General features: G+C 36.1%; 20 protein-coding genes. 15 read left to right on the forward strand and 5 right to left on the reverse strand.

What is annotated here, in order from left to right:
• Positions 1-186: 186 nt before the first annotated feature.
• Positions 187-1644, reverse strand: coding sequence for an Asp-tRNA(Asn)/Glu-tRNA(Gln) amidotransferase subunit GatB (gatB, locus tag HNP25_RS03765; RefSeq protein WP_310587153.1), 1458 nt, complete (start codon positions 1642-1644; stop codon positions 187-189).
• A gap of 306 nt (positions 1645-1950) precedes the next feature.
• Between gatB and HNP25_RS03770 the strand changes: the two genes are divergently transcribed.
• From HNP25_RS03770 to HNP25_RS03795, 6 genes are read left to right on the forward strand one after another with little or no spacing between them, the layout of a single operon-like run.
• The gene (locus tag HNP25_RS03770) at positions 1951-2481 is read left to right on the forward strand and encodes an RNA polymerase sigma factor (protein WP_184130546.1); all 531 of its coding nucleotides are present in this window, start codon (positions 1951-1953) and stop codon (positions 2479-2481) included.
• The gene (locus tag HNP25_RS03775) at positions 2481-3122 is read left to right on the forward strand and encodes a hypothetical protein (protein ID WP_184130548.1); all 642 of its coding nucleotides are present in this window, start codon (positions 2481-2483) and stop codon (positions 3120-3122) included. Before HNP25_RS03770 ends, HNP25_RS03775 begins: the two co-directional genes overlap by 1 nt.
• A 5-nt stretch (positions 3123-3127) precedes the next feature.
• A complete protein-coding gene (locus tag HNP25_RS03780; RefSeq protein WP_184130550.1) occupies positions 3128-3667 on the forward strand; it encodes a hypothetical protein in 540 nt (179 codons plus the stop codon).
• Positions 3668-3671: 4 nt separating this feature from the next.
• Positions 3672-4055, forward strand: a complete 384-nt coding sequence (locus HNP25_RS03785) for a hypothetical protein (protein WP_184130552.1) — start codon at positions 3672-3674, stop codon at positions 4053-4055.
• 51 nt (positions 4056-4106) lie between these two features.
• Positions 4107-5402 carry an LVIVD repeat-containing protein gene (locus tag HNP25_RS03790; RefSeq protein WP_184130554.1) on the forward strand — a complete coding sequence of 432 codons (1296 nt, stop codon included), beginning with the start codon at positions 4107-4109 and terminating at the stop codon, positions 5400-5402.
• A 15-nt stretch (positions 5403-5417) separates the two neighbouring features.
• Positions 5418-6029: a hypothetical protein gene (locus HNP25_RS03795; RefSeq protein WP_184130556.1), complete on the forward strand. Its 612-nt coding sequence runs from the start codon at positions 5418-5420 to the stop codon at positions 6027-6029.
• Positions 6030-6044: 15 nt separating this feature from the next.
• Here the strand turns inward: HNP25_RS03795 and HNP25_RS03800 are convergent, their stop codons facing one another.
• Both HNP25_RS03800 and HNP25_RS03805 read right to left on the reverse strand, forming a co-directional pair.
• Positions 6045-7412: a HAMP domain-containing sensor histidine kinase gene (locus HNP25_RS03800; RefSeq protein ID WP_184130559.1), complete on the reverse strand. Its 1368-nt coding sequence runs from the start codon at positions 7410-7412 to the stop codon at positions 6045-6047.
• The gene (locus HNP25_RS03805; RefSeq protein WP_184130562.1) at positions 7409-8089 is read right to left on the reverse strand and encodes a response regulator transcription factor; all 681 of its coding nucleotides are present in this window, start codon (positions 8087-8089) and stop codon (positions 7409-7411) included. Before HNP25_RS03805 ends, HNP25_RS03800 begins: the two co-directional genes overlap by 4 nt.
• 382 nt (positions 8090-8471) lie before the next feature.
• Here HNP25_RS03805 and HNP25_RS03810 point away from each other — a divergent pair, with 382 nt between their 5' ends.
• Together HNP25_RS03810 and HNP25_RS03815 are read left to right on the forward strand one after the other, a co-directional pair.
• Positions 8472-9026, forward strand: a complete 555-nt coding sequence (locus tag HNP25_RS03810) for a DUF4833 domain-containing protein (protein WP_184130564.1) — start codon at positions 8472-8474, stop codon at positions 9024-9026.
• Between the two features lie 85 nt (positions 9027-9111).
• Positions 9112-10326 (forward strand): NADH-quinone oxidoreductase subunit D, encoded by a 1215-nt coding sequence (locus HNP25_RS03815; protein WP_184130567.1) that lies wholly within the window; start codon positions 9112-9114, stop codon positions 10324-10326.
• Positions 10327-10528: 202 nt separating this feature from the next.
• Here HNP25_RS03815 and HNP25_RS03820 read toward each other — a convergent pair whose 3' ends face one another.
• Positions 10529-11233 (reverse strand): hypothetical protein, encoded by a 705-nt coding sequence (locus HNP25_RS03820; RefSeq protein ID WP_184130570.1) that lies wholly within the window; start codon positions 11231-11233, stop codon positions 10529-10531.
• Positions 11234-11342: 109 nt separating this feature from the next.
• On the reverse strand, positions 11343-11771 hold the full coding sequence (locus HNP25_RS03825) for a hypothetical protein (protein ID WP_221432395.1): 429 nt from the start codon (positions 11769-11771) through the stop codon (positions 11343-11345).
• 55 nt (positions 11772-11826) lie between these two features.
• On the opposite strand from HNP25_RS03825, the gene HNP25_RS03830 reads away from it, so the two are divergent.
• The 7 genes from HNP25_RS03830 (at position 11827) to HNP25_RS03860 (ending at position 23959) form a co-directional block, all read left to right on the forward strand.
• Entirely contained in the window at positions 11827-15609 is a 3783-nt protein-coding gene (locus HNP25_RS03830) for a class I SAM-dependent DNA methyltransferase (RefSeq protein WP_184130576.1), read from the forward strand.
• Positions 15610-15746: 137 nt separating this feature from the next.
• Positions 15747-16388 (forward strand): transposase, encoded by a 642-nt coding sequence (locus tag HNP25_RS03835; RefSeq protein ID WP_184130579.1) that lies wholly within the window; start codon positions 15747-15749, stop codon positions 16386-16388.
• 298 nt (positions 16389-16686) lie between these two features.
• The gene (locus HNP25_RS03840; protein ID WP_229202784.1) at positions 16687-17946 is read left to right on the forward strand and encodes a TolC family protein; all 1260 of its coding nucleotides are present in this window, start codon (positions 16687-16689) and stop codon (positions 17944-17946) included.
• A gap of 2 nt (positions 17947-17948) precedes the next feature.
• Positions 17949-18995: an efflux RND transporter periplasmic adaptor subunit gene (locus HNP25_RS03845; protein WP_184130582.1), complete on the forward strand. Its 1047-nt coding sequence runs from the start codon at positions 17949-17951 to the stop codon at positions 18993-18995.
• Between the two features lie 137 nt (positions 18996-19132).
• Entirely contained in the window at positions 19133-20506 is a 1374-nt protein-coding gene (gene mgtE / locus HNP25_RS03850; RefSeq protein ID WP_184130585.1) for a magnesium transporter, read from the forward strand.
• A gap of 12 nt (positions 20507-20518) precedes the next feature.
• A complete protein-coding gene (locus HNP25_RS03855; protein WP_184130588.1) occupies positions 20519-20821 on the forward strand; it encodes a DUF190 domain-containing protein in 303 nt (100 codons plus the stop codon).
• Complete coding sequence (locus HNP25_RS03860) at positions 20822-23959, forward strand: efflux RND transporter permease subunit (protein WP_184130591.1); 3138 nt, start codon at positions 20822-20824, stop codon at positions 23957-23959.
• Positions 23960-24003: the final 44 nt, after the last annotated feature.

A 24003-nucleotide genomic window follows, 5' to 3' on the forward strand; every position in this document is an offset into this window, starting at 1 on the left:
CTGATAGTGCAATTTATAAAAAATATTTAATCTTAAATCATAGGTTTTTAACACAGCACCTTGATGAAAGAAAAGTAACAAAAGAAAATCAAGAAGTTCCGAAACTCGCTCCGCTCAAACAGCGGAATTTCGAAAAATGCTGACGCACAAATTTTAGACAAATACAAGGACTCTAAAATAAATCTGTTATAAATTTTCTAAGGTTTTTTGCAATAAAGCAGTGGTTACTTTAGGATCCGCCGAACCTTTAGATTTCTTCATGATTTCACCCATGAACATACTTAAAAGTCCTTTCTTGCCATTTTTATATTCTTTTACTTTAGCAGAATTGTTTGCCAAAACCTCATCAACTAACGTTTGAAGTGTATCAGTATTGCTTTGTTGAATCAGATTCTTAGCTTCGGCAATTTGTAGTGGTGTTTTCGCATTATCAGCAATCATTTCAGGAAAAATCTGCTGTGACGCTGTTGAATTACTTACTTTTCCATCATCAACCAGTTGAATCAATTGTGCTAATTGTTCAGGAGTAACGCTTAATTGTCCAATTTCTAAATTATGGTCGTTCAAATATGATTTTACCGTTCCCATAATCCAGTTTGAAACCGCTTTATAGTTTTTTGTAAACTGACAAGTAGCTTCAAAGTATTCGGCTACTTCTCTTGAATCGGTTAAAACGTTTGCATCGTATGCTGGCAAACCATATTCTTTGGTAAATTTCTCGAAAAGCTCCCACGGAAGTGCTGGCATTTGTTCTTTTACCGACGAAAGCCATTCTTCTGAAATTACTAAAGGCACAAGGTCTGGCTCAGGAAAGTAACGGTAATCATTCATTGATTCTTTCTCACGCATTCCTGAGGTACGTCCAGTGGCTGGGTCAAAACTTCGAGTTTCTTGAATGATTTTTTCGTTGTTTTCTACGGCATCAATTTGTCTAACAATTTCATATTCAATGGCTTTTTGAATAAAACGCATTGAATTCATATTTTTAATTTCAACTTTTGTTCCGAAAACTTTACTTCCGACAGGCATCACAGAAATATTCACATCACAACGAAGTGAGCCTTCTTCCATGTTTCCGTCGCAAATGCCTAAGTAACGAACCAATTTTCGTACTTCGGTCATAAACGTAGCAGCTTCTTCGGCAGATTTAATTTCGGGTTCAGTTACCATTTCAATCAAAGGCGTTCCAGCACGGTTATAATCTAACAAACTATCGCTTGAACCGTCGGTATGCAAAGATTTTCCTGCATCTTCTTCTAAATGAATATGATGAAAACGAACGGTTTTTTCGCCAGTTGAAAGTTTTACATGAACGCCGCCACCCATACAAATAGGTGTTTTATCTTGAGTAATCTGATAACCCTTTGGAAGATCTGGATAAAAATAATTCTTTCTATCAAAATATTGATTTTCAGTAATTTGAGAATTACAAGCAATACCCATTCTCATCGCAAATTCAACAGCTTTTTTATTGAGCTTTGGTAAAGTACCGGGGTGTCCGAGTGTAATGGGCGAAATATGTGTGTTAGGTGAAGCACCAAATGAAGCAGCGTCGGCCGCAAAAATTTTACTCTCAGTTTGTAACTGAGCGTGTACTTCTAAGCCGATAACGACTTCGTATTTATCTCTTATTTCTTGATTCACAGAAGGTAAAATTTCAAATTTTAGAATGCAAAGATAATAAAAAGCCAATAGTTAGTGGCTTTAGTGTAGAGAAGTAAGTGAATACACAGAAAAATATAATTTTTTTCATGTGCTTTTCCAACTGTTTTTAATGTTTTAACGTCTTTGTAATGTAACGGTTAGCTCTCTCGTTGTTTGATAAAATTGTTCATAGAGAAACAAACAATGGCAACCATTGAATGAGGTCTGGTGAAGACGCCAGCCTCGGTAAGGAAAAATCGCTAATTCACCATTACATAAGCCTCTTTAATTAAATTTTAATAGATTTTGGAAAACGAAGAACAGCTCATACAGGCCTGTCTGCAAAATGACCGAAACGCCCAACGAAAGCTATACAATGCTTACGCTGGTAGAATGTTGGTGGTCTGTGCTCGCTATACCCAAAATAAAGAAGAGGCTGAGGATGTATTACAAGAAGCATTTATTAAGATATTTCAGAATTTAAGTAAGTTCAGAGGAGAAAGTACCTTGGGTGCATGGATTAAGCGAATCGTTATTAATGTTGCCATCAATCATATTCGTGCGCAACAGCATTTTCAAGGAATGAGTGATGTACAAGAATACGAAAATCAATTTACTGATGGTTTAACAAGTATTGAAGGCATTCATTTCAAAGAATTAATTGAAATGATTCGAAAATTACCCAAAGGTTGTCAGTCGGTGTTTAACCTTTATGCCATCGAAGGTTATCAACACAAAGAAATCGCTGAAATGTTAAATATTACAGAAGGAACATCAAAGTCACAATATGCACGGGCTAAGGCCATTTTACAAAGTCAATTATCCGTAAATAGCTAATGATGAACGATTTTACAAATAATTCATTTGAGGAACAATGGCAAAATGCCTTTGACGATACCTCTTTGACTCCATCAGATGCCCTTTGGGATAAGATAGAGCAAAGTTTGGATGTTGAGGTCGGGCCGTCATCGTTACCTCAAACCCCAAAAAATACTTTCCCATTCTATTACTTAGGCAGTGCTTTAGTAGCATTGCTTGGTGTTGGGTATTGGGTTTTTATCGCCAATACTAGCCTTAATAATGACATTCAGCCTATTCTACAAGAGGAAATCAAGTTAGAAAAACAAACATTGTTGAAAAGTGCTGCACCTACCATCAATGAAAAAATTGAGAAAAACATTCAACCTCTAGTCCCTCAATTACCCCTTAAAACAAAGACTCTTCCGATAGAATTATCGGAAGAGCAACCTTTAGAAATAGTAGAAGAAGAACCTTTAGAACGCACAAAATTGGCAGATTCTATTGTGCAATTAACACCTTTATCAACCAAAAATGTTACTCGTGAATGGCAACAACCTGCTATTGTTTCACCAATGGATGCCACGCCATATTATGAGCCAACAAAACCAAAACCTCAGAAAAAGTCAATTTTTAAAAATGTAAAAGTGTCCGTTGGCGTAGGAACCTATCAACAATAATTAACATGAAAAGACTCATTTTATCATCCGTTTTCCTAATTACTTTAGGAGTATTAGCTTGTTCAAGAAATGAAGTAGAAGTACTTAATTCTTCGCAGAAAGTAAGTGCTGAAACACTTGAAGATTATCTAGTTTTTAGTCATGTAGGCTTAGGTTGGGGCTGCAGAGCTTCTGCTATTTATATGATTAATGACGGAAAACTTTATGCTGATACCAGCAATATTTTCTGTAAAGACCAAGAGCAATATCAATTTTCAGGCTTTAAATTGCCCGATAGTGAATATCAAAAGGTAAAAACTGTAATGAGTGAATATCCTACTGAGCTTTCAAGCCTTGAGAGTAGGACATTTGGTTGTCCGGGTTGTGCAGATGGAGGAATGTTATTCTTGCAAAGAAAGGAAAAAGGAAAAACTGTTAAATCTTGGAGAATTGACGATTCTATTTTTTATCGTGAAACAGATGTCATGAATCAGCCTTTTCCTAAATACTTATCTGTTTTTGGTCAGAAATTAGGAACAGTTTATACAAGTATTAAAGTAAAATAAAGCCATGAAAGCATTCAGAATTATTTATCCCATTCTTGCTTTTGTACTATTTTTTTCTTGCAAGAATAACGATTTACTTGGTGATGAAGAAGCAGACAATTTAAAATTAACTCAGCTATATACTGAAGTAGAAACCTTTGCACAAAATAAAGCCTGCGCTGGAGATGACTGTAGAGTAATGGCAATGGGAGCAAAAGCTTGTGGTGGACCTACCAGATTTATTATTTATTCTTTGTCTAAAACAGACGAGAAAATATTGGCAGAAAAAGTAAAAGCCTATACAGATTTCCAAAAAGAATTGAATACAAAATATAATAGGATTTCTGATTGTGCCATGCTTTTGCCCCCAAACGTTGATTGTGTAAATGGACTTTGTACTGCTAAATAATATTTGTGTTAAAATGTTTAACCTCTTAATGCCTTTTTAGGCCCATTGCTCATGAAAAAAAATTTACTTAGGGCAGTCTCATTTTTTTCTTTGTTGATTGCTTTTACTTCTTGTAAAGATAATTGTGTAGAAACCAATACTTACAGAGGTTACGAATCAGTAATGATTTCATTAAATGAACTCAGAACGAGTGTAAAAACACTAGCCCCACAAGATTTAGTGAATCCCGGAAAGATTTATGTGAAAGACAACTACTTGTTTATCAACGAAGTAAAAAAAGGTTTTCATATTATCGACAATTCAAATCCTGCTGCACCCAAAGCTATCGCTTTTATACAAGTACTGGGAAATATTGACATCGCAGTTCAAGGAAATATCCTTTATGCAGATAGTTATACGGATTTCGTTGCCTTCGATATTAGTAATCCTACAGCCATTAAAGAGGTTTCAAGAGTAAACGAAGTATTTACTTATGGTACTGCTGATGGAATCTCTTGGAGTTATAACGCAACTAATCAAACCATTTATGATTCAAAATGGAAATGGTACACAACTACACAAGAAGTAGCCTGTGACCCTAAACCATACTATTACCCCGTCACGTATGAATCTTGGGGTTTGTATTCAAGCTTTTCAGCTGGAAGTGCCAGTAAAGGAACTGCAACAAATGGTGCTGGTGTTGGTGGTTCTACGGCAAGGTTTGCCATCGTGAATAATCATTTATACGCTGTTACTAACGATGAAATGAAGCTTTTCAATCTAGCTAATCCTGAAAAACCTGTAAAAGATGCTTCCATTAAATTAGGTTTTGGGATAGAAACCATCTTTCCATATAAAGACAAATTATTCTTAGGAACAACGACTGGAATGCAAATTTGGAATAACGAAAACCCAAATAATCCTACTTATTTATCTCGTTTAGACCACGTTCGTGCTTGCGACCCTGTGGTGGTGGAAGATGACATTGCTTACGTCACCCTTCGTTCAGTCAATAACTTTGCCCGTTGTGGCCCAGCAATAGCGAATCAATTAGATGTTATTGATGTATCGAATCCTGCTACGCCTGTATTGAAAAAATCTTATGAAATGGAAAGTCCTTATGGTTTAGGAATTGATAACAAGAAGCTTTTTATCTGCGAAGGAAAAGGCGGTTTGAAGACCTTCAATGCAACCAACCCGATGGATGTTAAGCAAATTCAACATTTCAAAGACATGGATACTTTTGATGTAATTCCGCTGAATGGCACTTTAATGCTTATCGGTAAGGACGGTTTGTATCAATACGACTACAGAGATGCCAATAATCTGAAATTATTAAGTAAAATATTGGTCAAAAAAGAAAACTAATAAGCCTTAAAGAACATGAAAAACAGACTAACCATATTATTTTGCTTCCTTTTCTCAGCGACTTTTGCACAGGAAAAAACAAGTAAAATCGAACGTTTTTTTCAAAATAAATACGTCAATTACACCGAATTCGGTGGCTTATTTGGCAAATCTTATCAAATCACACAAATGTCGTATGCTACGCCTGTTGATGGCAGAACAAATTTTACGATTCAATCTTATAATGGCTATAAAATATTTGACAAGCTTTCTGCTGGGGTAACTGTTGGCGTCGATTGGTTTAATGCCATGCAAATTGTGCCAATATCGGTCGGTATTAGAAATACTTATGGAAAATCAAATACAAAAAAAGTAAAACCATACATTGGTGTTGATGCTGGCTATGGCTTTACTTGGTTGAACAATGACGCATCTGATAATCAGACAGCTACTGGAGGTTTAGCAATTAGTCCAGTCCTTGGATTATTAATTCCCACTGGCGGGCAAGCAAATTTTGTGTTGAGTGTCGGTTATAAGCACAATGCTTTCAAAACCGTAACAAACTCAGGAACGCCAGAATATCCTACTTCCACTACGAAAGAGTATGAATTAAATAGAATGGCAGTGAGATTAGGAGTGAATTTCTAGCAATTTTCTACTCCCTTACAAATGTTCAAATGTTACAATGAATTTTGTGCCTTTCCCAATCAGAGAACTCACAGAAATTTCACCGTAATGCAACTTGACAATTTTTTGTGTAAGCGAAAGACCAATGCCATTGCCGTCGGTATATTTTTTGTTTGTTCCTCTGAAAAAGGGAGTAAAAATTTGGGCGATTTCTTCTTCACAAATACCAATTCCTTCATCTACAAAACAGAGTTTTATTTGTTGTGGATGAACAACAATTGAAATAACACATTTTTTATTGTCTGAAAACTTACAGGCGTTTTCGATAAGATTCGCAAACGCCACTTTTAATAAATATTCATTGCCATTCATTGAAAGTTCTTCGTCATTTTCAACTTCGTTTTCATAAATTATATCCACTAAATAAGTTGGATTTTGGCGTTGTACTTGGTGGCGAGCGTCTAAAAGTACTTCGTCTAAACGAGTTTCTCTGAAAGAAATCTCAGAAGGGTCATAACTCGCTTTGGCAAAATCTAATAAACTGGTGGCGAGTCTAGCGAGTTTTTGTGCGTCCGTTAAAGTATTTTGAATAACGCTTTGATATTCTGTAATACTTCTTTCTTTATTCGTTGAAAGCTCCAACTCAGTAATCATCGATGCAAGGGGCGTTCTTAGTTCATGCGAAATGTTGGATACAAATTGTTTTTGAGCATCAAACGATTTTTCCAGACGGTCGAGCATCTCATTGAAAGTACTCGACAATTCCGCTAGTTCATCTCTTCCTTGTGTATTGTTCAAGCGTAAATCAAGGTTTGAAGCCGTGATTTTCTTTACTTTATTTACAATGACCGTTACGGGCGACAATGCTTTTTTAGAAAAAAAACGACCTGCGGCATAAATCAGAATGATTGAAGCAATAAAAATAATCAGAATGGTATTTCTAAGGTTCTCTAATTTTTTATAGCCAAATTGGTCATAAGCGGCAGCCATTACAATATATTTTTCGCCTTCATTGCTAAAGAGTAAACCTACAACTTGCCAATTTTTTTGATAAAAACGTACTTCATTTTTATGCTTTACTTCGTCAATCATTTGCTTAGTTTCTTTCACAAAATCAATATCTAAAGCGTCATGATAGCGTAATTGGAAGTTGGTATCATAAATAGCAACTTCTACTTCATTGATGGTTTCACGGTTATTTTTATAAATCGTTTGAAGCGTTTTTGAATCTACTTTTGCCGTAAAAAAAAGATTGGCTTTCGTAATTCCCTCTTTTTTCAAGCGATTGTAAAACTCTGTTTCACGATTTTGATAAGCGGAGTAATATACCAAAGCAGCAAAAATCATTAAGATGGCTGCGGTGATTAAAGTAAAAAGTAAACTTAGTTTTTCTCTGATTGTCATTCTGCCTTAAAGATAAAACCCATTCCAGATTTTGTATGAATGAGTTTAGGTTCAAATTCTTTATCAATTTTTTTACGTAAGTAGTTTATATACACATCAATAAAATTAGTACCTGTATCAAAATGCGTATCCCAAACTTTATCAGCGATTTCAGTTCTACTCAGAATTCTTTCTGCATTTTGCATCATGTATTCTAGTAATTTGAATTCTTTGGGTGTTAAATTAATATCAATGCCAGAACGGCTTACGGTTTTTGTCTGGTTATTTAATTCTAAATTATCATATTTCAAGATAAATCCTTGATGGTTTGTTTTGCCATTTTGGCGTTTCATCAAAGCCCGAATACGCACGTGCAATTCTCTGAAATCAAAAGGTTTTACCAAGTAATCGTCTGCTCCAGCATCGAAACCCTCTACTTTATCATCAGTCGTTCCCAAAGCAGTAAGCATAATAATCAAAGTCTCTGGCTTGGCTGAACGAATATCTTTACAAAGTTCTAAACCGTTGAGTTTCGGTAAAATTATATCCGTGATGATTAAATCATAATCATTTTGTAAAGCCAGTTTTCGCCCCATCATACCATCGTAAGCAAGCGTAACGGTATAATCGTTTTCTTCTAATCCTCGTTTTACCAAAGAGGCAATTCTTTCGTCGTCTTCAATAATGAGAATGTTCATGATTTTATATTTGAGGTAATACTTATTCTGTATTGACAAATTTAGATGAATTATTGATTACGATTGTTGTTCGTACATGAATCTAATAAAAATACAATATTACAATTGTGATAAAGCCTTTATTCAAACATCTTTTTGATGCAAGAACCGTTTACTCATTTAAGTATTTTTCAAACAAAAAAATTAAAAATCCTTCGTAGAATTTATGCAAAATACCTTTTAAGGAACAAAAATCTTGATAAGCTTTGTTACCTTTGAGCCTTCCAATGACAAATACTCTTTTTCAAGAAAATAAATTGGATGAAAGCAATCAACATGACATTTTAACTGCTTGTCCTCTGATATGTAATAGTGGAAATTAGAGGAAACAATATCTTTACCAATGCGATTTTCAAAAACAATCATTATTGTCTCTATTCTATTCGTATTCAATAGTTTAGCTCAAAAAAATAAAACGGTTACTCCAACCGATGTCTTCCCAACGCCTCCTGATACGGATATTCGTTTATTTTATATTCAGCGAAGTTCTAATTCAAATACGGTAATTTACGATGCCAACCTGACGGCGGATAAAAAACTAAATCCCAAAAATCCAGTGCATACTTATTGGATAAAATATAATGAAGGTGGCCGCAAACAAGAATTGAGCAATATTCAGCGAACACTTGCTTATGGTTTATATACCAAAGAAGTTGCTACAGAAAAAGAAAGCTATGACGGACACTTCTTGGCATATCGTAAAAGAAAATTTGTTGTAAAAATTACTCCACAAGGCGAACCAGTAGCCTTATTCCCCATTAATGGGAAAATGCAAATTCTTAAAAAAGTCTTTGTAAAAGTTGACGAAAGTGGCATGATGCCTTCGGTGGTGTATGTAGAACTTTGGGGAAAAGACCCTGCAACAGGTAAAGAAGTTTACGAAAAATTCAAACCATAAAGAAAGTTGTGATTTAGTGAATTGTGAATAGTTTTGTCCTCACATCCGACGTCTCATTTGAAATACTTTCGTACTTAACTAAGCTATGAACTCAATCCAATATCAATATAAACCTGAAAACTTTCGGCTTTCTGATCCTAACAAACATCAATTGAAGGATTTAAAATCGGAAGAAATGATTTTATCACTTGGTCCTCAGCACCCATCAACGCATGGAGTTTTGAGAATGGAAGTGGTTTCTGATGGTGAATTGGTGGTGGATGTTGTGCCACATTTGGGTTATTTACATCGCTGTTTTGAAAAACATGCTGAGTCATTACCATTCAATCAAATCATTCCTTATGTAGATAGAATGGATTATTTAGCAGCCATGAATTCAGAACATGCTTATGTAATGGGTGTGGAAAAACTCTTAGATTTGGAAGGGAAACTCCCCAAACGCATTGAATATATTCGTGTTTTAGTAGCAGAATTAAATCGTTTGGCTTCGCACTTTGTCGCTGTGGGTACTTATGGTTTGGATATTGGTGCTTACACTGCTTTTTTGTGGGTAATGCGTGACCGTGAGCATATTCAACGATTATTAGAATGGATTACTGGAGCAAGAATGCTCTATAATTATATTTGGGTAGGTGGTTTATTTTATGATTTACCCGTAGGTTTTGAAGAACGTTGTACAGAATTTATCAATTACTTAAAACCTAAAATGGTTGAGTTAAGAGAATTGATTATCGAAAACAAAATCTTCATTCAAAGAACTGCCAATGTTGGCGTACTGCCAATGGCTTTGGCAATCAATTATGGTTGTACAGGGCCAGTACTTCGTGGCTCAGGACTAAAAGTAGATTTACGCAAAGTAGATGGCTATTCGGTTTATCCAGAATTAGATTTTGATATTCCCGTAGGTAAAGGCGAAATGGGAACAGTAGGCGACTGTTGGGATAGAAACTATGTGCGAGTACAAGAATGTGATGAATCTATCAAGATTATTGAACAATGTTTAATCCAGCTCACGAACGACCATAAACGTACTATCGAATTCAATCCGCAAGCGTTAGTCCCTAAAAAAATTCGTCCGCAAGCGATGGATTTATATACACGTGCCGAAAACCCCAAAGGAGAATTAGGTTTCTTCTTCCGTACAGATGGACGTTCGGATATTCCTGTTCGTTTAAAAGCAAGAGCTTGTTCGCTACATAATTTATCAATTATTCCAGAAATCAGCCGTGGAGCGATGTTAGCAGATTTAGTAGCCATCATTGGCTCAATGGATTTAGTAATGGGCGAAGTAGATAGGTAACACGGGTTTCCAACCCGTAAAAAACAAGAAGTACAAGTTAAAACTCATAATACAGAACCGTAGCACGGGTTTCCAACCCGTAAAAAACAAAAAACGAGTTGAAAACTCGTGGTACAGAACCGTAGCACGGGTTTCCAACCTGTTATAAACAAAACACGAGTTGGAAACTCGTTTTACAGAAGTTTCCAACTCGTGCTACAATTCAAACCTTCAAACCTTTAATTAATTTATATTCTACAGAACTCACCCCATATTGACTTTTCACGGATTCCTTAATACGTTGAGTCGCCTCAGAAAGCTGTTCAAATTGAGTATTGCGTAAATCAGCACTCACTTTTAGTAATCCATAAGTACTTGCCACAACATTATTAGCTTGATTGATGGCTGTAATCTTCGCTTGAAGAGTAGGAATCTTGATAACTTCATTGCTAGGGTTATAATTTGCCCCCAAACTGCTAAGAATACTAACGATGTCGGTGAAATTTTGCGTTTTACTACCATAAGAAAGCTCCGCCTGGCTAATACTGTTCCCATTTTCTCCAGCTTTTCCTTTTGAAACCTTATCCCCTCTGATTTTAACGGCAATCGCAGTAATGTCTGATACCTCTTTGGCATTTTTCCCAAGCTTTGCCCTAACTGTAGCCAAAATTGGGCTGATGAGTTTATCTACAGAGGTAGCTTCTTTAGAGAAATGGTTGAGCCTAGTTTCCACAGCGGCAGAATAATTTGCCTTTTTGCTGATAACATCAGCATTGGTAGTTCTGATAGATTCGAGCAATAAATCGTATTGCTCGATAGTAGTGTCGGCAGTTGGGGCGAGGTAGCCAACAAAACTTTTTAACTGAGTGGAAATCGTGGATGCGTTCGCAAGTTTTGCCCCGAAGGTTGCTTCTGTAGTAGATGCCATGAGTAGATTTATTTAAAGGTGAAATATTTGATAAACTGTAGCATAAATTTATCGATAAAAGCCCTAAAGTACCAATAAAAAAACGCCTTATTTTTAGTACAAACATTTATTAATCAGTTATATAGATAGTAAAATACTCATCTTGTTTGATGAAATAGCCATCTAGTAAAATGAAATGACCATCTTGTTTGATGAAATAGGCATCTAGTAAAATGAAATGAGCATCTTGTTTGATGGAATAGGCATCTAGTAAAATGAAATACCCATCTTGTTTGATGAAATAGCCATCTAGTAAAATGAAATGCTCATCTTGTTTGATGGAATAGGCATCTAGTAAAATGAAATACCCATCTTGTTTGATGAAATAGGCGTCTAGTAAAATGAAATGAGCATCTTGTTTGATGAAATAGGCATCTAGTAAAATGAAATACCCATCTTGTTGTTTTTTTACGTGTTGGAAACCCGTTGTACAGCTCATCAGTAGCTCGGGTTTCCAACCCGACAAAAATAAAATCGCTATTCCTTTCCACAACTTCAACTATATTATTCTTGAAACTTCTAACTTTACTAATCTTAAACAAGCACAAGATTCTATGATTAAAATTACCCAAAAGTCGTTTTCGACATCTATCAAACCCGCCCTCAAAAATAAAGTCATTGCTACTGAAAGTTTTCTGCATTTCGAGCAAACACTTGTACAGAAATATGCCCTCTTGAACGAGAAAGAATCGGAAGAAAATCAGAAAAAATTAATGGTTGATTTTTTAGAAGAAGCCTTCTATACTCCTAATTATCATATCAATACTAAAGGCAGAAACGATACTGTAATTCACAAAGGTAAAAGTCCCAAAGATACAGTAGGGGTAATTATTGAAGCCAAGAAAACCCATTCTCTTGAAATGATAAGCGAAGCCAAACCCAATGTGAAGGCTTTGCACGAACTTATCTGGTATTACTTCAACGAAAGAGAACACAACCACGAAATCTGTCATCTTATCGCTACTGATTTTTATCACTGGTTTATTTTTGATGAGAATGAATTCGATGATAAGTTTTATCAAAATACCAGCTTCAAAAAACTTTATAAAACTGCCAAAGACCATGAAAAAGGCTCGGCTTGGTTTTATGATGAAGTTAAAAAGCTACTTATTACCAGTGATATTGACTTATTTTTCAATTATATCGACTTCAAAGACTTAATTGGCAATGAAAAAATCAATAAACTTTCTAAAAGAGCAAAGGCTGAACTGTATAAAATACTCTCGCCAGAGCATTTACTCAAACTCTCTTTCAGCAACGATAGCAACCAACTCAACCAACGCTTTTATCACGAACTCCTCCATATTATAGGTTTGGAAGAAGCCAAAGAAGAAAGTTCTAATAAAAAAATCATCAGAAGAGTAAAAGACATCACTCGCCGAAACGAAGGTTCTTTACTCGAAAATACCATTAATGAACTCGAAGTTGATAATGTTTTAGGGCAATTGTCTAATCCAGAAGCCTTTGGAAATACGACCGAAGAACAACTTTTTAGCGTTGGTCTCGAACTCTGTATTACTTGGCTCAATAGAGTACTTTTCTTAAAACTATTAGAAAGCCAACTCATCAAATACCACAACAACGACTACTCAAAAGCCTTTTTGCATAGTGCTTTGATTCAGGACTTTGACGTGCTGAGTGAACTCTTCTTTGAAGTGTTGGCTCGCAGAATACACGAACGAAAACTGTCTGTTCAAAAACTCTTTGGGGATATTCCTTACTTGAATAGTTCGCTCTTTGAACTGACAGAACTGGAACAAAAAGCCCTAAAAGTTAAAGATTTAAAAGACCGACTTACCATTCCTTATTACGACAAAACCGTACTGAAAGACCCCAATGGCAAACGTTCGGTCACAGGCGAAAAAAATACGCTGGCTTACCTCTTGGCATTTTTAGATGCTTATAGTTTTGGTTCAGAAGATACAGGCGATAGTATCCAAGACCAACCCAAAGACCTTATTTCCGCTTCGGTGTTGGGCTTAATCTTTGAAAAAATCAATGGCTACCGTGATGGTTCTTTCTTTACGCCCGGCTTTATTACGATGTATATGTGCCAAGAAACCATTCGTAGAGCAACCGTACAAAAGTTTAACGACCACTATAAACTACAACTCAAAGATTTTGAACAGCTAAAAGAACATATTGAATTTACCGACAAACAAGTAAGGCAAGAAGCCAATACCCTTATCAATAGCCTCCGCATCTGCGACCCTGCTGTGGGTTCAGGACATTTTTTGGTTTCGGCACTCAACGAATTAATCCAAATCAAGTACGACCTCGGCGTATTACAGTACCAACATTCGGGCGATAGAATCAGTAAGGCTTGGCTCATCAGTATTGATAATGACGAACTCAGAATTGTCGATAAAGAAAACCAAGAGCCTTTTGTATATAATTTCCGCAATCCAGATGCTCAGGCTTTACAAGAAAGCCTTTTTTTAGAAAAGCAATTACTCATTGAAAATTGTCTTTTCGGGGTGGACATCAACCCCAAATCTGTTAGTATTTGTCAGCTTCGTTTGTGGGTAGAATTATTGAAAAATGCTTTCTATAAAACTACGCCAGAAGGAAAAAAAGAGTTGGAAACCTTACCCAATATCGACATCAATATCAAAACGGGCAATAGCTTGGTAAGCAAATACCCCTTAGATACTGATTTGAGCAAAGTACTCAGAAGCATCAAATACAACATCAACCAATACAGAGGTTTTGTACAAGACTATAAAAACGCCAGTAGCAAAGAAGAAAAAAGAGGACTCGAACGCATCATTGCCGACATCAAAGGGAATTTCAGAACTGAAATAGCCAAATACAATAATCCTGAAATAAACAAACTTAATAAACTCAAAGAAGAACTCTATGTACGCTTTGAAGGGAACTCTCTTTTTGGCTCACAACTCAATGCAAAACAAATCGAAGAAAGAGAAAAACTTGAAGAGAAAATCAATAAACTCGACCAAGAAATCAAAGACAGCATAGATTCGCCCATCTATCGCAACGCTTTTGAATGGCGTTTTGAATTTCCAGAAGTATTAGACGACACAGGGAATTTTATCGGCTTTGATGTTGTGATTGGTAATCCACCGTATATCAAAGGTGGAGAATTTACAGAGTTGAAACCTTTCCTTCAAAAAGACTTTCCGAATACTTTCACAGGAAATGCTGATTTGTATGTCTATTTTGTTGAAAGAGGTTTACAAATCTTAAAAAAAGAGCGTTTTTTCAGTTATATCATTCCTAATAAATGGATGCGTGCCAGCTATGGATTAAACCTTCGTAAGTATTTAAAAACAAAACAATTACATAAAATTATTGATTTTGGTGATTTACCTGTTTTTGAAGAAGCAACTACCTACCCAAGTATTTTTGTACTGAGTAATACTATTCCAAGGCATTTTCTAAGTATTGCTAATGTAACTACTTTAGCATTTACAAGTGGTATAGAAAACTATTTGAATGAAGTATCTTTTGAAACATCGCATGAATATTTTGAAGACGAAGGTTGGCTACTATCTGATTTAAACACTCAGAAACTTGTTCAAAAACTTAAATCAACAGGAAAGCCACTCTCAAAATTTGTAGAGAATAAAGTGTTTTATGGAATTAAAACAGGCTTGAACGAAGCCTTTGTAATTGATGCCGATACAAAAGACAGATTAATCGCTGAAGATAAAAGTGCTGCTGAAATTATTAAACCATTTTTGGCAGGCAGAGAAGTAAAAGGCTATCAAACACCAAAAGCTGAACAGTTTTTGATATTGTTTGAAAAAGGGTTTACTAATAAAAACAAAGGCGATTTTGAAGGAGAAACGTGGTTAACAAATCAATATCCGTCAATATTCCAATACCTAAAACCATTTGCAAAAAAAGCTTCGGTACGTTCTGATAAAGGAGAATATTGGTGGGAATTAAGAGCTTGTGATTATTATAAAGAATTTGAGCAGGACAAAATCATTTATCCAAATATTTGCAGAAAGCCAGAATTTACCTTTGATGTAAACAGACTTTATGCAAACCAAAAGTGTTTTATAATTGCCAAAGACGATAAATATTTATTAGGGGTTTTAAATAGTAATGTTATTTACTTTTTATTCAAAAAGCTACTTCCAGAACTAAGAGGAGGATTTTATGAACCTAACTATGCTATTTTAAAAGATTTCCCAATTCCAAAACCAGATGCAGAAACAGCCTCTTTAATCATAGAAAAAGTAGAAAGTATCTTAATACAAAAGCGAGCAAATCCGCAAGCCGACACCAGTGCGATAGAAGCCGAGATAGACGATTTGGTATATAAGCTTTACGATTTAAGCGAAGAAGAAATATCTATCATTCAGTAACACGGGTTTCCAACCCGTAAAAAACAAAAAACGAGTTGAAAACTCGTGCTACAGAACCGTAGCACGGGTTTCTAACCCGACAAAAAACAAAACGAGTTGAAAACTCGTGCTACAGAAATATATAACCATCTACGAATATGAAAAAGCAATTTTACAGAAGAAACTTACCTCATTTACAACCGATAGGCGGAACATTTTTTGTTACTTATAACCTTGACGGAAGTATTCCCAAAGCTGTTTCCGACCGTTGGAAAGAAGAGTATGCTCAAGAAAAAGCAAGGATTATACAAACTTCAAAAAATATCAATGAAGATTTAGATAAACTTGGCAGACGTGATTTTGGCAAAAGAGATAAATTCTATGATGCTTATCAAGGGGGAAATCATTACTTAAAAGAAGATGCTTTTGCTAAGATTGTAGCAGAATCTTTACACTTTTGGGATAATAAAAAAATAGAACTTTATGCCTATTGCATCATGTCGAATCATGTACACATTGTAGTAAGATTGTATGATGAAACAGAAATTGATTCGCCTTTTTATTTAGAAGACTATATGCACTCTATTAAACGACACTCTGGTTTTGAGTGTAATAAGCTTTTAGGAAAACATAGTCCTTTTTGGCAAGATGAAAGTTATGACAGGCTTGTCCGTGACCGAGATGAGTTGCATCGAATTTTGAACTATGTCTTAAATAATCCAGTAAAAGCAGGCTTGTGTAATACAAAGAAAGACTGGAAATGGTCGTATATCAAAGAGATTTATAATGACATTATGTAGCCGTAAAACGGGTTTCCAACCCGTCAAAATGCACGAGTTGGAACTATATCATCTTAAATAATCCAGTAAAAGCAGGCTTGTGTAATACAAAGAAAGACTGGAAATGGTCGTATATCAAAGAGATTTATAATGATATTATGTAGCCGTAAAACGGGTTTCCAACCCGTCAAAATGCACGAGTTGGAAACTCGTGCTACCTTCACTTTCTAATGATTTTCTAATAATTTTCTAAAACCTCTCTAACTGCCTTTCTCCCCTGAATCCTCCACCTTTGTAACATCAATTAAAGATTTACAAGATGATGCGGCTCCGAGAAATTTCATTCATTATCACGCTTGTTTTTTTCATGTATAAACCTTCTTCGGCACAAGAAATTTATACTTTACAAAAAGCATTACAAGTGGCAAAAGCAAACAACCCTTTGCTAAACACTCAGCAACTCAATATCGGCATCAGTGAAGCAGATATTGTAACGGCAAAATTGCGTCCTAATCCAAATTTGAATAATCAAACATTGGTACTAACTCGTCCAGCTTCGTATCCAAACAATACCGATTGGTACAATGCACAAAACCGACAAGTATGGTGGCAATTAACGAAGGTGATTCAATTGCCTTCGCAACGTCAGGCAAAAATAGATTTGGCACAAAAAAGTACAGTACTTTCACAAAAAGCTTTTGGCGAAACCGAAAGAAATGTTTTGCAAGATGTGGCTTTGAAATGGTTGGATGTTTGGACGGCTCGCAAGCAATTAGACATTTTACAGATTGCTAAAACCAATACGGATAGTTTGGTAAGCATCAATAAAATTCGATTGGGCAAAGAAGTAATTACGTCAACAGACCTTACTCGTACAGCTTTATTGGCGAATCAATATGCTTTGCAGTTGAAATCGAACGAGCAAATTTATCGAAATGAATTATCGAATTTAAAATTTATGCTTGGCACACAAGACAATATTGATATTGATACAAAGGATGATTTCACTTTTGTTTTTTCCACCAAATTAGATTCGCTTTTACAGCAAGCCTTGAGTAATAGAAGTGATATTCAAGCCTATAAAGCGAGTATTCAAGTGGCAGAAAGTAATATCAAATTACAGAAATCATTGGCAACGCCACAGCCAACTTTGGGAATGATTTATAATCCACAAAATACAGTTCCATACCTTGGTTTTTTCGGAGCGATAGATTTACCATTTTTCTCAAGAAATCAAGGTGAAATCAAAAAGTCGCATTTACAAAAACAACAAGCAGAAAAAGGTTTACAAGCCACGCAAACATTAATACAAACAGAGCTTTCGACAGCTTATAATACTTATCAAACTCAGAAACAGAATATAGAACAATTCAAAGATTTGCTCTCGAAGTCAGAAAGTATTCTGAGTAGCGTAAAGTATTCATATTTGCACGGAGGCACTACAATTGTAGATTATTTGGAAGCCCAAAGAAGTTGGCTTGATACACAACAACAATACTACGATACATTACAACAATATCGCCAGAGCTTTATCAAGCTACTTTATGCTTCTGGTTTAATCAATCAAATGGCACAATAAAGATGAAAAATATAAGCAGCGTACTCCTTTTGTCGGTCGGAATGATGGCTTGCGGAGGAAAAGAAAATCAGGCAACAAAACCAGTAGATGTATTGCCAAAAGTACAGGAAAACGGCATGAAAATCGTTTTTCCAACTTCAACAAGTATGCAGTTTTTTGCCACAGAAACTTTGGGGAGTTCTTCGCTCAATGATGAAATTACTGCTCCAGCCAAAGTATCGGCAACGGTGGTTTCTTCACAAGAAGGTGCTTCGCAAAATATCATTTTGTTTGAAAATGCTGATTTAGCGACCAATTATACTTCGCTGTTACAGCACTTAGAGAATATTCGTCAGCGAGCTACAATCATTCAACAAAAGAAAACAATCATTGCTCGTAAAAAAGTAGAAGTAAGTCGTTTTGAAGATTTACAAAAAAATGGAGCAGGAACAGGTAAAGACGTAGCCAATGCACAAGTAGATTTATTAAGTGCAGAAACAGAATTAGCAATGGTTCAAAACGATTTAGCAAACGAAAAAACTGCCATTATCGAACATGAAACTAAGCTAAAAACAGGCGGATTTAATCCAGAAGCATTAAGAAAAGCAAGTGCTGGCAAGGCTTTTATTATTTGTGATATTCCTGAAAATCAAATCAGTAAAATCAAAGAAGGAGGAAATTGCACTTTGCAATTTACGGCTTTTCCGAATGAGAAATTTACAGGAAAAATAGAAGAAGTAGCCGACGTAATTGATGAATCGACGAGAATGGTGAAATTGAGAGTAAGCCTCAATAATTCAGAGCAGAAACTAAAAGCAGGAATGTTTGCAACAGTTTTGTTTGGTGTCAGCGAAGGTTCGCATATTAACATCAATAAAAATGCGGTGGTGACGGTTCAAGGGAAAACTTATGTTTTTGTAAAAAATGTTAACAATACTTTTGAACGTAGAGAAGTGAATATTGGCAATCAGATTGGGGATAGAATTGTGGTTTTGAGTGGCTTGCAAAATGGCGAAACGGTGGCTGTTAAAGGAGTAATGCAGTTGAAGGGTTTGAGTTTTGGATATTGATTTTTGGGGACTTGAGGATTTTGGACTTGAGGACTTTAAAATGCAAGATTCAAGTTTTTTGGGCTTTGTATTTTGGACTTAAAAGTAAGTAAGCGACAAAAAGACTAATCACCAATTACTAATTACCAATCACTCCGATGAAAGATATTAGAGCAAGAATTTTAAAGGGCGATTTCAGTACTTTATTGAGTTTAGGAATTAACAAAAACTTTGTTCACCCAAACGATGTCGCCATATTCATTGGCTCTTTGCCTTTGGATATTGCTACGGAATCATTTATTTCTTTACCCAAAAATTCACAAGCTAAAGTATTTGCTTATCTCAATTTCGACTGGCAAGTACAAATCATCAAAGGAATTTCTAAAGAGAAAGCCTCAGCCATTCTAAATAATTTGCCTTCTGATGATAGGTTTGAGTTTTTTTCAAATTTGATTGGTTTAGAGCAATCGTACTTTACTGAATACCTTTCAGAGAAAAACCGAGCTGAAATACATGACTTTTTCGGTTATCCAGAAAACAGCGTTGCCCGACTTATCAATACAGATTTTTCTACGATTTCAAGACAAATGACCGTTGGCGAAGCGATTGAACATTTGAGAAATCACCCAAACGATACCGAAGCCGCCAATGTAATTTATGTGATTGATGAAATAGGAAGATTAGTCGATGATATTCCGATTAGAAAATTGGTTCTGAACGAATCTTTCAAAACCATTGAAAGTCTTTTAGATGGATTTTGTATAAGCTTGACCATTGACGATGCCAAGGAAATTGCCATTGATAAATTCAAAGAGTACGACCGAGATGTATTGCCAGTGGTAACAGCCCACAATATTTTGATTGGAGTACTCACCGCCGACGACGTACTGGATTTTGCGGAACAAAGAGATACAGAAGATATTCAAAAATTTGGGGGTTTAGAATCATTAGATTTCCCTTATGTAAAAACGCCCATTTTTACGCTTATCAAAAAAAGAGCAGGTTGGCTTATCGTACTTTTTCTCAGTGAAATGCTTACTGCCTCTGCGATGGGTTATTTTGATGATGAAATTTCAAAAGCCGTAGTTTTAGCCCTCTTTATTCCTTTGATTATTTCAAGTGGAGGAAATAGTGGTTCACAAGCAGCAACATTGATTATCCGTGCGATGGCTTTGAAAGAAATTACTTTTACCGACTGGTGGTTTGTGATGAAAAGAGAATTTTCATCAGGCATTATTCTCGGAATTATTCTTGGAACAATAGGTTTTATCAGAATACTTCTTTGGCAACAATTCCACTGGTTCAATTATACCGAACACTATTTATTGGTAGCCACAACGATATTTTTCTCGCTCATAGGTATTGTTATGTGGGGAACTTTAAGTGGCTCAATGATACCGATAGTCTTAAAAAAATTAGGCTTCGACCCAGCCACTTCATCAGCACCTTTTGTGGCTACTTTAGTGGATGTAACCGGTCTTGTCATTTATTTCAGCATTGCAGCATTCTTGTTGAAAGGAACGTTGCTTTAACAAAAAAAGGCTATGCTTCAAGCTCAGATTTTTATAGATGAAGATGAACTCTTTGGAACAAAATCCTTGCACGAGTTTATCGTACAATTTCTGATTGCCCAGAAAATCAAAGGATTAACGGTTTTTAAAGGTATTTCAGGTTTTGGTTCAAACAAACATTTTAACCGACCGAATGATTTATTCAGTTTCGATGAAACGCCCATGATGATTACTTTCATTGACGACACCGAGAAAGTAAAGGCTGTGCTGACAGCACTGAGAGTAGAAGTAAAAAGTGGATTTATTATTACGAACCAAGTAGAACAGTGGAAATAAATGATTAAGAACTTATTAGTATTCAGCCTTCGTAATCGCTGGATTGTGATTGCGATAAGTACTGTGCTGATGGCGGTAGGCTATTGGTGCTTTACACAATTGAAAATTGAAGCTTATCCAGACATAGCAGATACTTGTGTGATTGTAGTAGCACAGTACGACGGAAGAGCAGCCGAAGAAGTTGAACAACAAGTAACAGTACCGATAGAACGTGCCTTACAAAATACGCCCAATGTATTAGACCGTAGAAGTCGTACTATTTTTGGGTTGTCGGTTGTGCAACTAACCTTTAAAGATGGCACAGACGATTACTTCGCTCGTCAGCAAGTAATTGAGCGTTTGAGTTCGGCATCTTTGCCCGATGGCGTAAATCCAGAATTAGCACCAATGAGTACTGCCGTTGGGGAAATCTATCGCTATGTGGTAGAAGCACCAGCGAATTTTAGTCAAACACAATTAAGAGATTTACAAGATTGGGTCATTAAACCAGCGTTATTACAAGTGCCGGGCATTGCGGATGTGGTAACTTTTGGTGGGCCTTTGAAACAATATCATATCATTACTTCGCCCGAAAAACTAAGAAAGTATAACCTTACTTTACAAAATGTGACGGATGCGGTAAATGTCAATAACCAAAATACAGGCGGAAATATCTTGGCTCGTGGTGGGCAAGGTTTTGCAGTTCGTGGCTTAGGAGCAATTAAAACAGAAAGAGACATTCAGAATATCGTGTTGAAATCTGATAATGGAATGCCTGTATTTATCCGTGATGTCGCTACTGTTGAGATTACTCCTCCGCCCGCAAGTGGCGTTTTAGGTTACACCGTTACGAAAGAAAAACTGGATGTAAAAAGTGGCGTAGAAGGTATTATTTTGTTAAGACGTTACGAAAATCCAAGTGAAGTATTGAAGCTTTTGAAAGAAAAAATGGCAGATTTACAAGCCAGTGAATTGCCCGAAGGCGTGCATTTGCGTCCGCTTTACGACCGCAGTTTCTTGATTGACCATTCTTTAGAAACGGTAGCACATACTTTATTTGAAGGAATTTCAATCGTTGTGATTCTCTTGATATTTTTCTTAGGAAGTGTCAGAAGTGCCATTGTGGTAGCCCTAACGATTCCGTTTTCGCTTTTGTTTGCGTTTATTTTAATGCGTTTGACGGGCATTCCAGCCAATTTACTTTCTTTGGGAGCAATCGACTTTGGAATTATTGTTGACGGAGCTTGTTTGATGGCAGAACATCTCATCCGAAAGTACAGAACTGCCACCATCGAAGAGAAAAAACAGGGCATTGTTAAAATCACTTTACAAGCAGCACAAGAAGTAGGTCGTGAAATATTTTTCTCAGTTACCATTATCATTTTGGCCTATATGCCCATTTTATTGATGACCCGTGTAGAAGGAAAACTGTTTTCGCCGATGGCACTTACTTTGGCTTTTGCCGTAATTGGCTCGATGTTGGCAGCACTTACTATCATTCCAGTATTGATTTCTTTCAGCTACAAAAAAGCTTTAGCTGATTTTGACAAACCGATGAAAGAACATAAAAATTATGTGCTGGATTTTCTGTCGAAACATTACGGAAATGTATTGGATAAATTATTGAATCATTACAAAAGAACCGTAATCATTGGTTTCACCATTGTTGGAACATTCATTTTCTGTGGCATAAAACTCGGAACGGAATTTTTACCAACCTTGGATGAAGGTTCGATTTTTCTTAGAGGAAATTTCCCTGCGGGAATTACCATTCAAGAAAATGCCAGTTATGCCGCTAAAATCAGAAGTACCATTGCTAAGTATCCACAAATTTCATTTGTTATTACACAAACAGGTAGAAATGATGATGGAACAGACCCGTTTCCAGCAAATAGAAACGAAATTTTGGTTGGTTTAAAAGATTATAGTTTGTGGAGTAAAACCATTTCTAAAAAAGAATTGGTGGATAAAATCAAGACGGATTTACAACAGCAATTGCCATCGGTTTCCTTTTCTTCGGGTCAGCCCATCATCGACCAAGTAATGGAAATCGTAACGGGAAGTGCCGCCGATTTGGCAATTTCTGTTGTTGGCGACGACTTGAAAATGATGCGACAAAAAGCTGATAGTATTGCCACCATCGTAAAACAAACTGCTGGTGCAGACAACGTAAATATAGAGCAAGAAGGTCCACAAGACCAATTGGCTATCAATATCAATCGTGAATCTGCGGCTCGTTTTGGAATAAACGTAGCTGATATTCAAAATATGATTGAAGCAGCAATTGGCGGAAAAACGATTTCTACTTTGTACGATGGCACAAAACGCTACGACATCGTGATTCGCTTTTTGCCACAGTTCAGAAACTCTATTGATGCCATCAAAGATATTCTTGTGCCTTCGGTAAATGGTGCTTTAATTCCAATGAGTCAATTAGCAGATATTCATTTTGTAGAAGGACAAACCAATATCTACCGCTACGGAAGTAAAAGAATGGTAACTGTGCGGACGAACATCAAAGGCAGAGACCAAGGCAGTTTTGTGAAAGAATTGCAAGATAAAATTGATGCCAAAGTACACGTGCCAAAAGGCTACCAAATCATTTATGGCGGACAATACGAAAACCTTGAACGTGCAGGCAAACAATTGGCTTTCACCATTCCTTTAACGATACTTTTGGTGTTTCTTTTCTTGTTTATGTTGTTCAAGAATTTGCCCAATACTTTAGTTACGATGAGTTGTATTTTATTTGCTTTGGGCGGAGGAATCGTTGCTTTATTGATACGTGGCTATTACTTCAACGTTTCGGCTGGCGTAGGGTTTGTAAGTATTTTCGGGATTTCGGTCATGGCAGGCGTATTATTGGTTTCCGCCATTAATCGAGCCAAAGGTGAAAACGGTACCGAATTACAACACAGTGTGTTGGTATCATCAAAAGAGCAACTGAGAGCTTTATTATCTATATTAGTTGTTGCTATCATTGGTCTTGTACCTGCGGCAATTTCGTCAGGAATTGGTTCAGACGTACAAAGACCATTAGCAACAGTAATCATTGGCGGACTAACCAGTACTTTAATTTTTGCTCCGCTGATTTTGCCTTCGCTTTATTTATGGGCGGAAAAGAATAGAAAAATTAACAAACAAGAAGAGCAAGAGTAAGCTTTTATGTGAAGTTTTCAGAGATTTTATGTTTATCCTAATCT

Source organism: Arcicella rosea, assembly GCF_014204325.1.
Taxonomy (GTDB): domain Bacteria; phylum Bacteroidota; class Bacteroidia; order Cytophagales; family Spirosomataceae; genus Arcicella; species Arcicella rosea_A.

Bases quoted from the DNA above. Each gene is read 5' to 3' on its own strand.
- HNP25_RS03775 (WP_184130548.1), top strand. From the start codon at position 2,481: ATGATGAACGATTTTACAAATAATTCATTTGAGGAACAATGGCAAAAT.
- HNP25_RS03780 (WP_184130550.1), top strand. From the start codon at position 3,128: ATGAAAAGACTCATTTTATCATCCGTTTTCCTAATTACTTTAGGAGTA.
- HNP25_RS03785 (WP_184130552.1), top strand. From the start codon at position 3,672: ATGAAAGCATTCAGAATTATTTATCCCATTCTTGCTTTTGTACTATTT.
- HNP25_RS03790 (WP_184130554.1), top strand. From the start codon at position 4,107: ATGAAAAAAAATTTACTTAGGGCAGTCTCATTTTTTTCTTTGTTGATT.
- HNP25_RS03795 (WP_184130556.1), top strand. From the start codon at position 5,418: ATGAAAAACAGACTAACCATATTATTTTGCTTCCTTTTCTCAGCGACT.
- HNP25_RS03800 (WP_184130559.1), bottom strand. From the start codon at position 7,412: ATGACAATCAGAGAAAAACTAAGTTTACTTTTTACTTTAATCACCGCA.
- HNP25_RS03805 (WP_184130562.1), bottom strand. From the start codon at position 8,089: ATGAACATTCTCATTATTGAAGACGACGAAAGAATTGCCTCTTTGGTA.
- HNP25_RS03810 (WP_184130564.1), top strand. From the start codon at position 8,472: ATGCGATTTTCAAAAACAATCATTATTGTCTCTATTCTATTCGTATTC.
- HNP25_RS03815 (WP_184130567.1), top strand. From the start codon at position 9,112: ATGAACTCAATCCAATATCAATATAAACCTGAAAACTTTCGGCTTTCT.
- HNP25_RS03820 (WP_184130570.1), bottom strand. From the start codon at position 11,233: ATGGCATCTACTACAGAAGCAACCTTCGGGGCAAAACTTGCGAACGCA.
- HNP25_RS03830 (WP_184130576.1), top strand. From the start codon at position 11,827: ATGATTAAAATTACCCAAAAGTCGTTTTCGACATCTATCAAACCCGCC.
- HNP25_RS03835 (WP_184130579.1), top strand. From the start codon at position 15,747: ATGAAAAAGCAATTTTACAGAAGAAACTTACCTCATTTACAACCGATA.
- HNP25_RS03840 (WP_229202784.1), top strand. From the start codon at position 16,687: ATGATGCGGCTCCGAGAAATTTCATTCATTATCACGCTTGTTTTTTTC.
- HNP25_RS03845 (WP_184130582.1), top strand. From the start codon at position 17,949: ATGAAAAATATAAGCAGCGTACTCCTTTTGTCGGTCGGAATGATGGCT.
- mgtE (WP_184130585.1), top strand. From the start codon at position 19,133: ATGAAAGATATTAGAGCAAGAATTTTAAAGGGCGATTTCAGTACTTTA.
- HNP25_RS03855 (WP_184130588.1), top strand. From the start codon at position 20,519: ATGCTTCAAGCTCAGATTTTTATAGATGAAGATGAACTCTTTGGAACA.
- HNP25_RS03860 (WP_184130591.1), top strand. From the start codon at position 20,822: ATGATTAAGAACTTATTAGTATTCAGCCTTCGTAATCGCTGGATTGTG.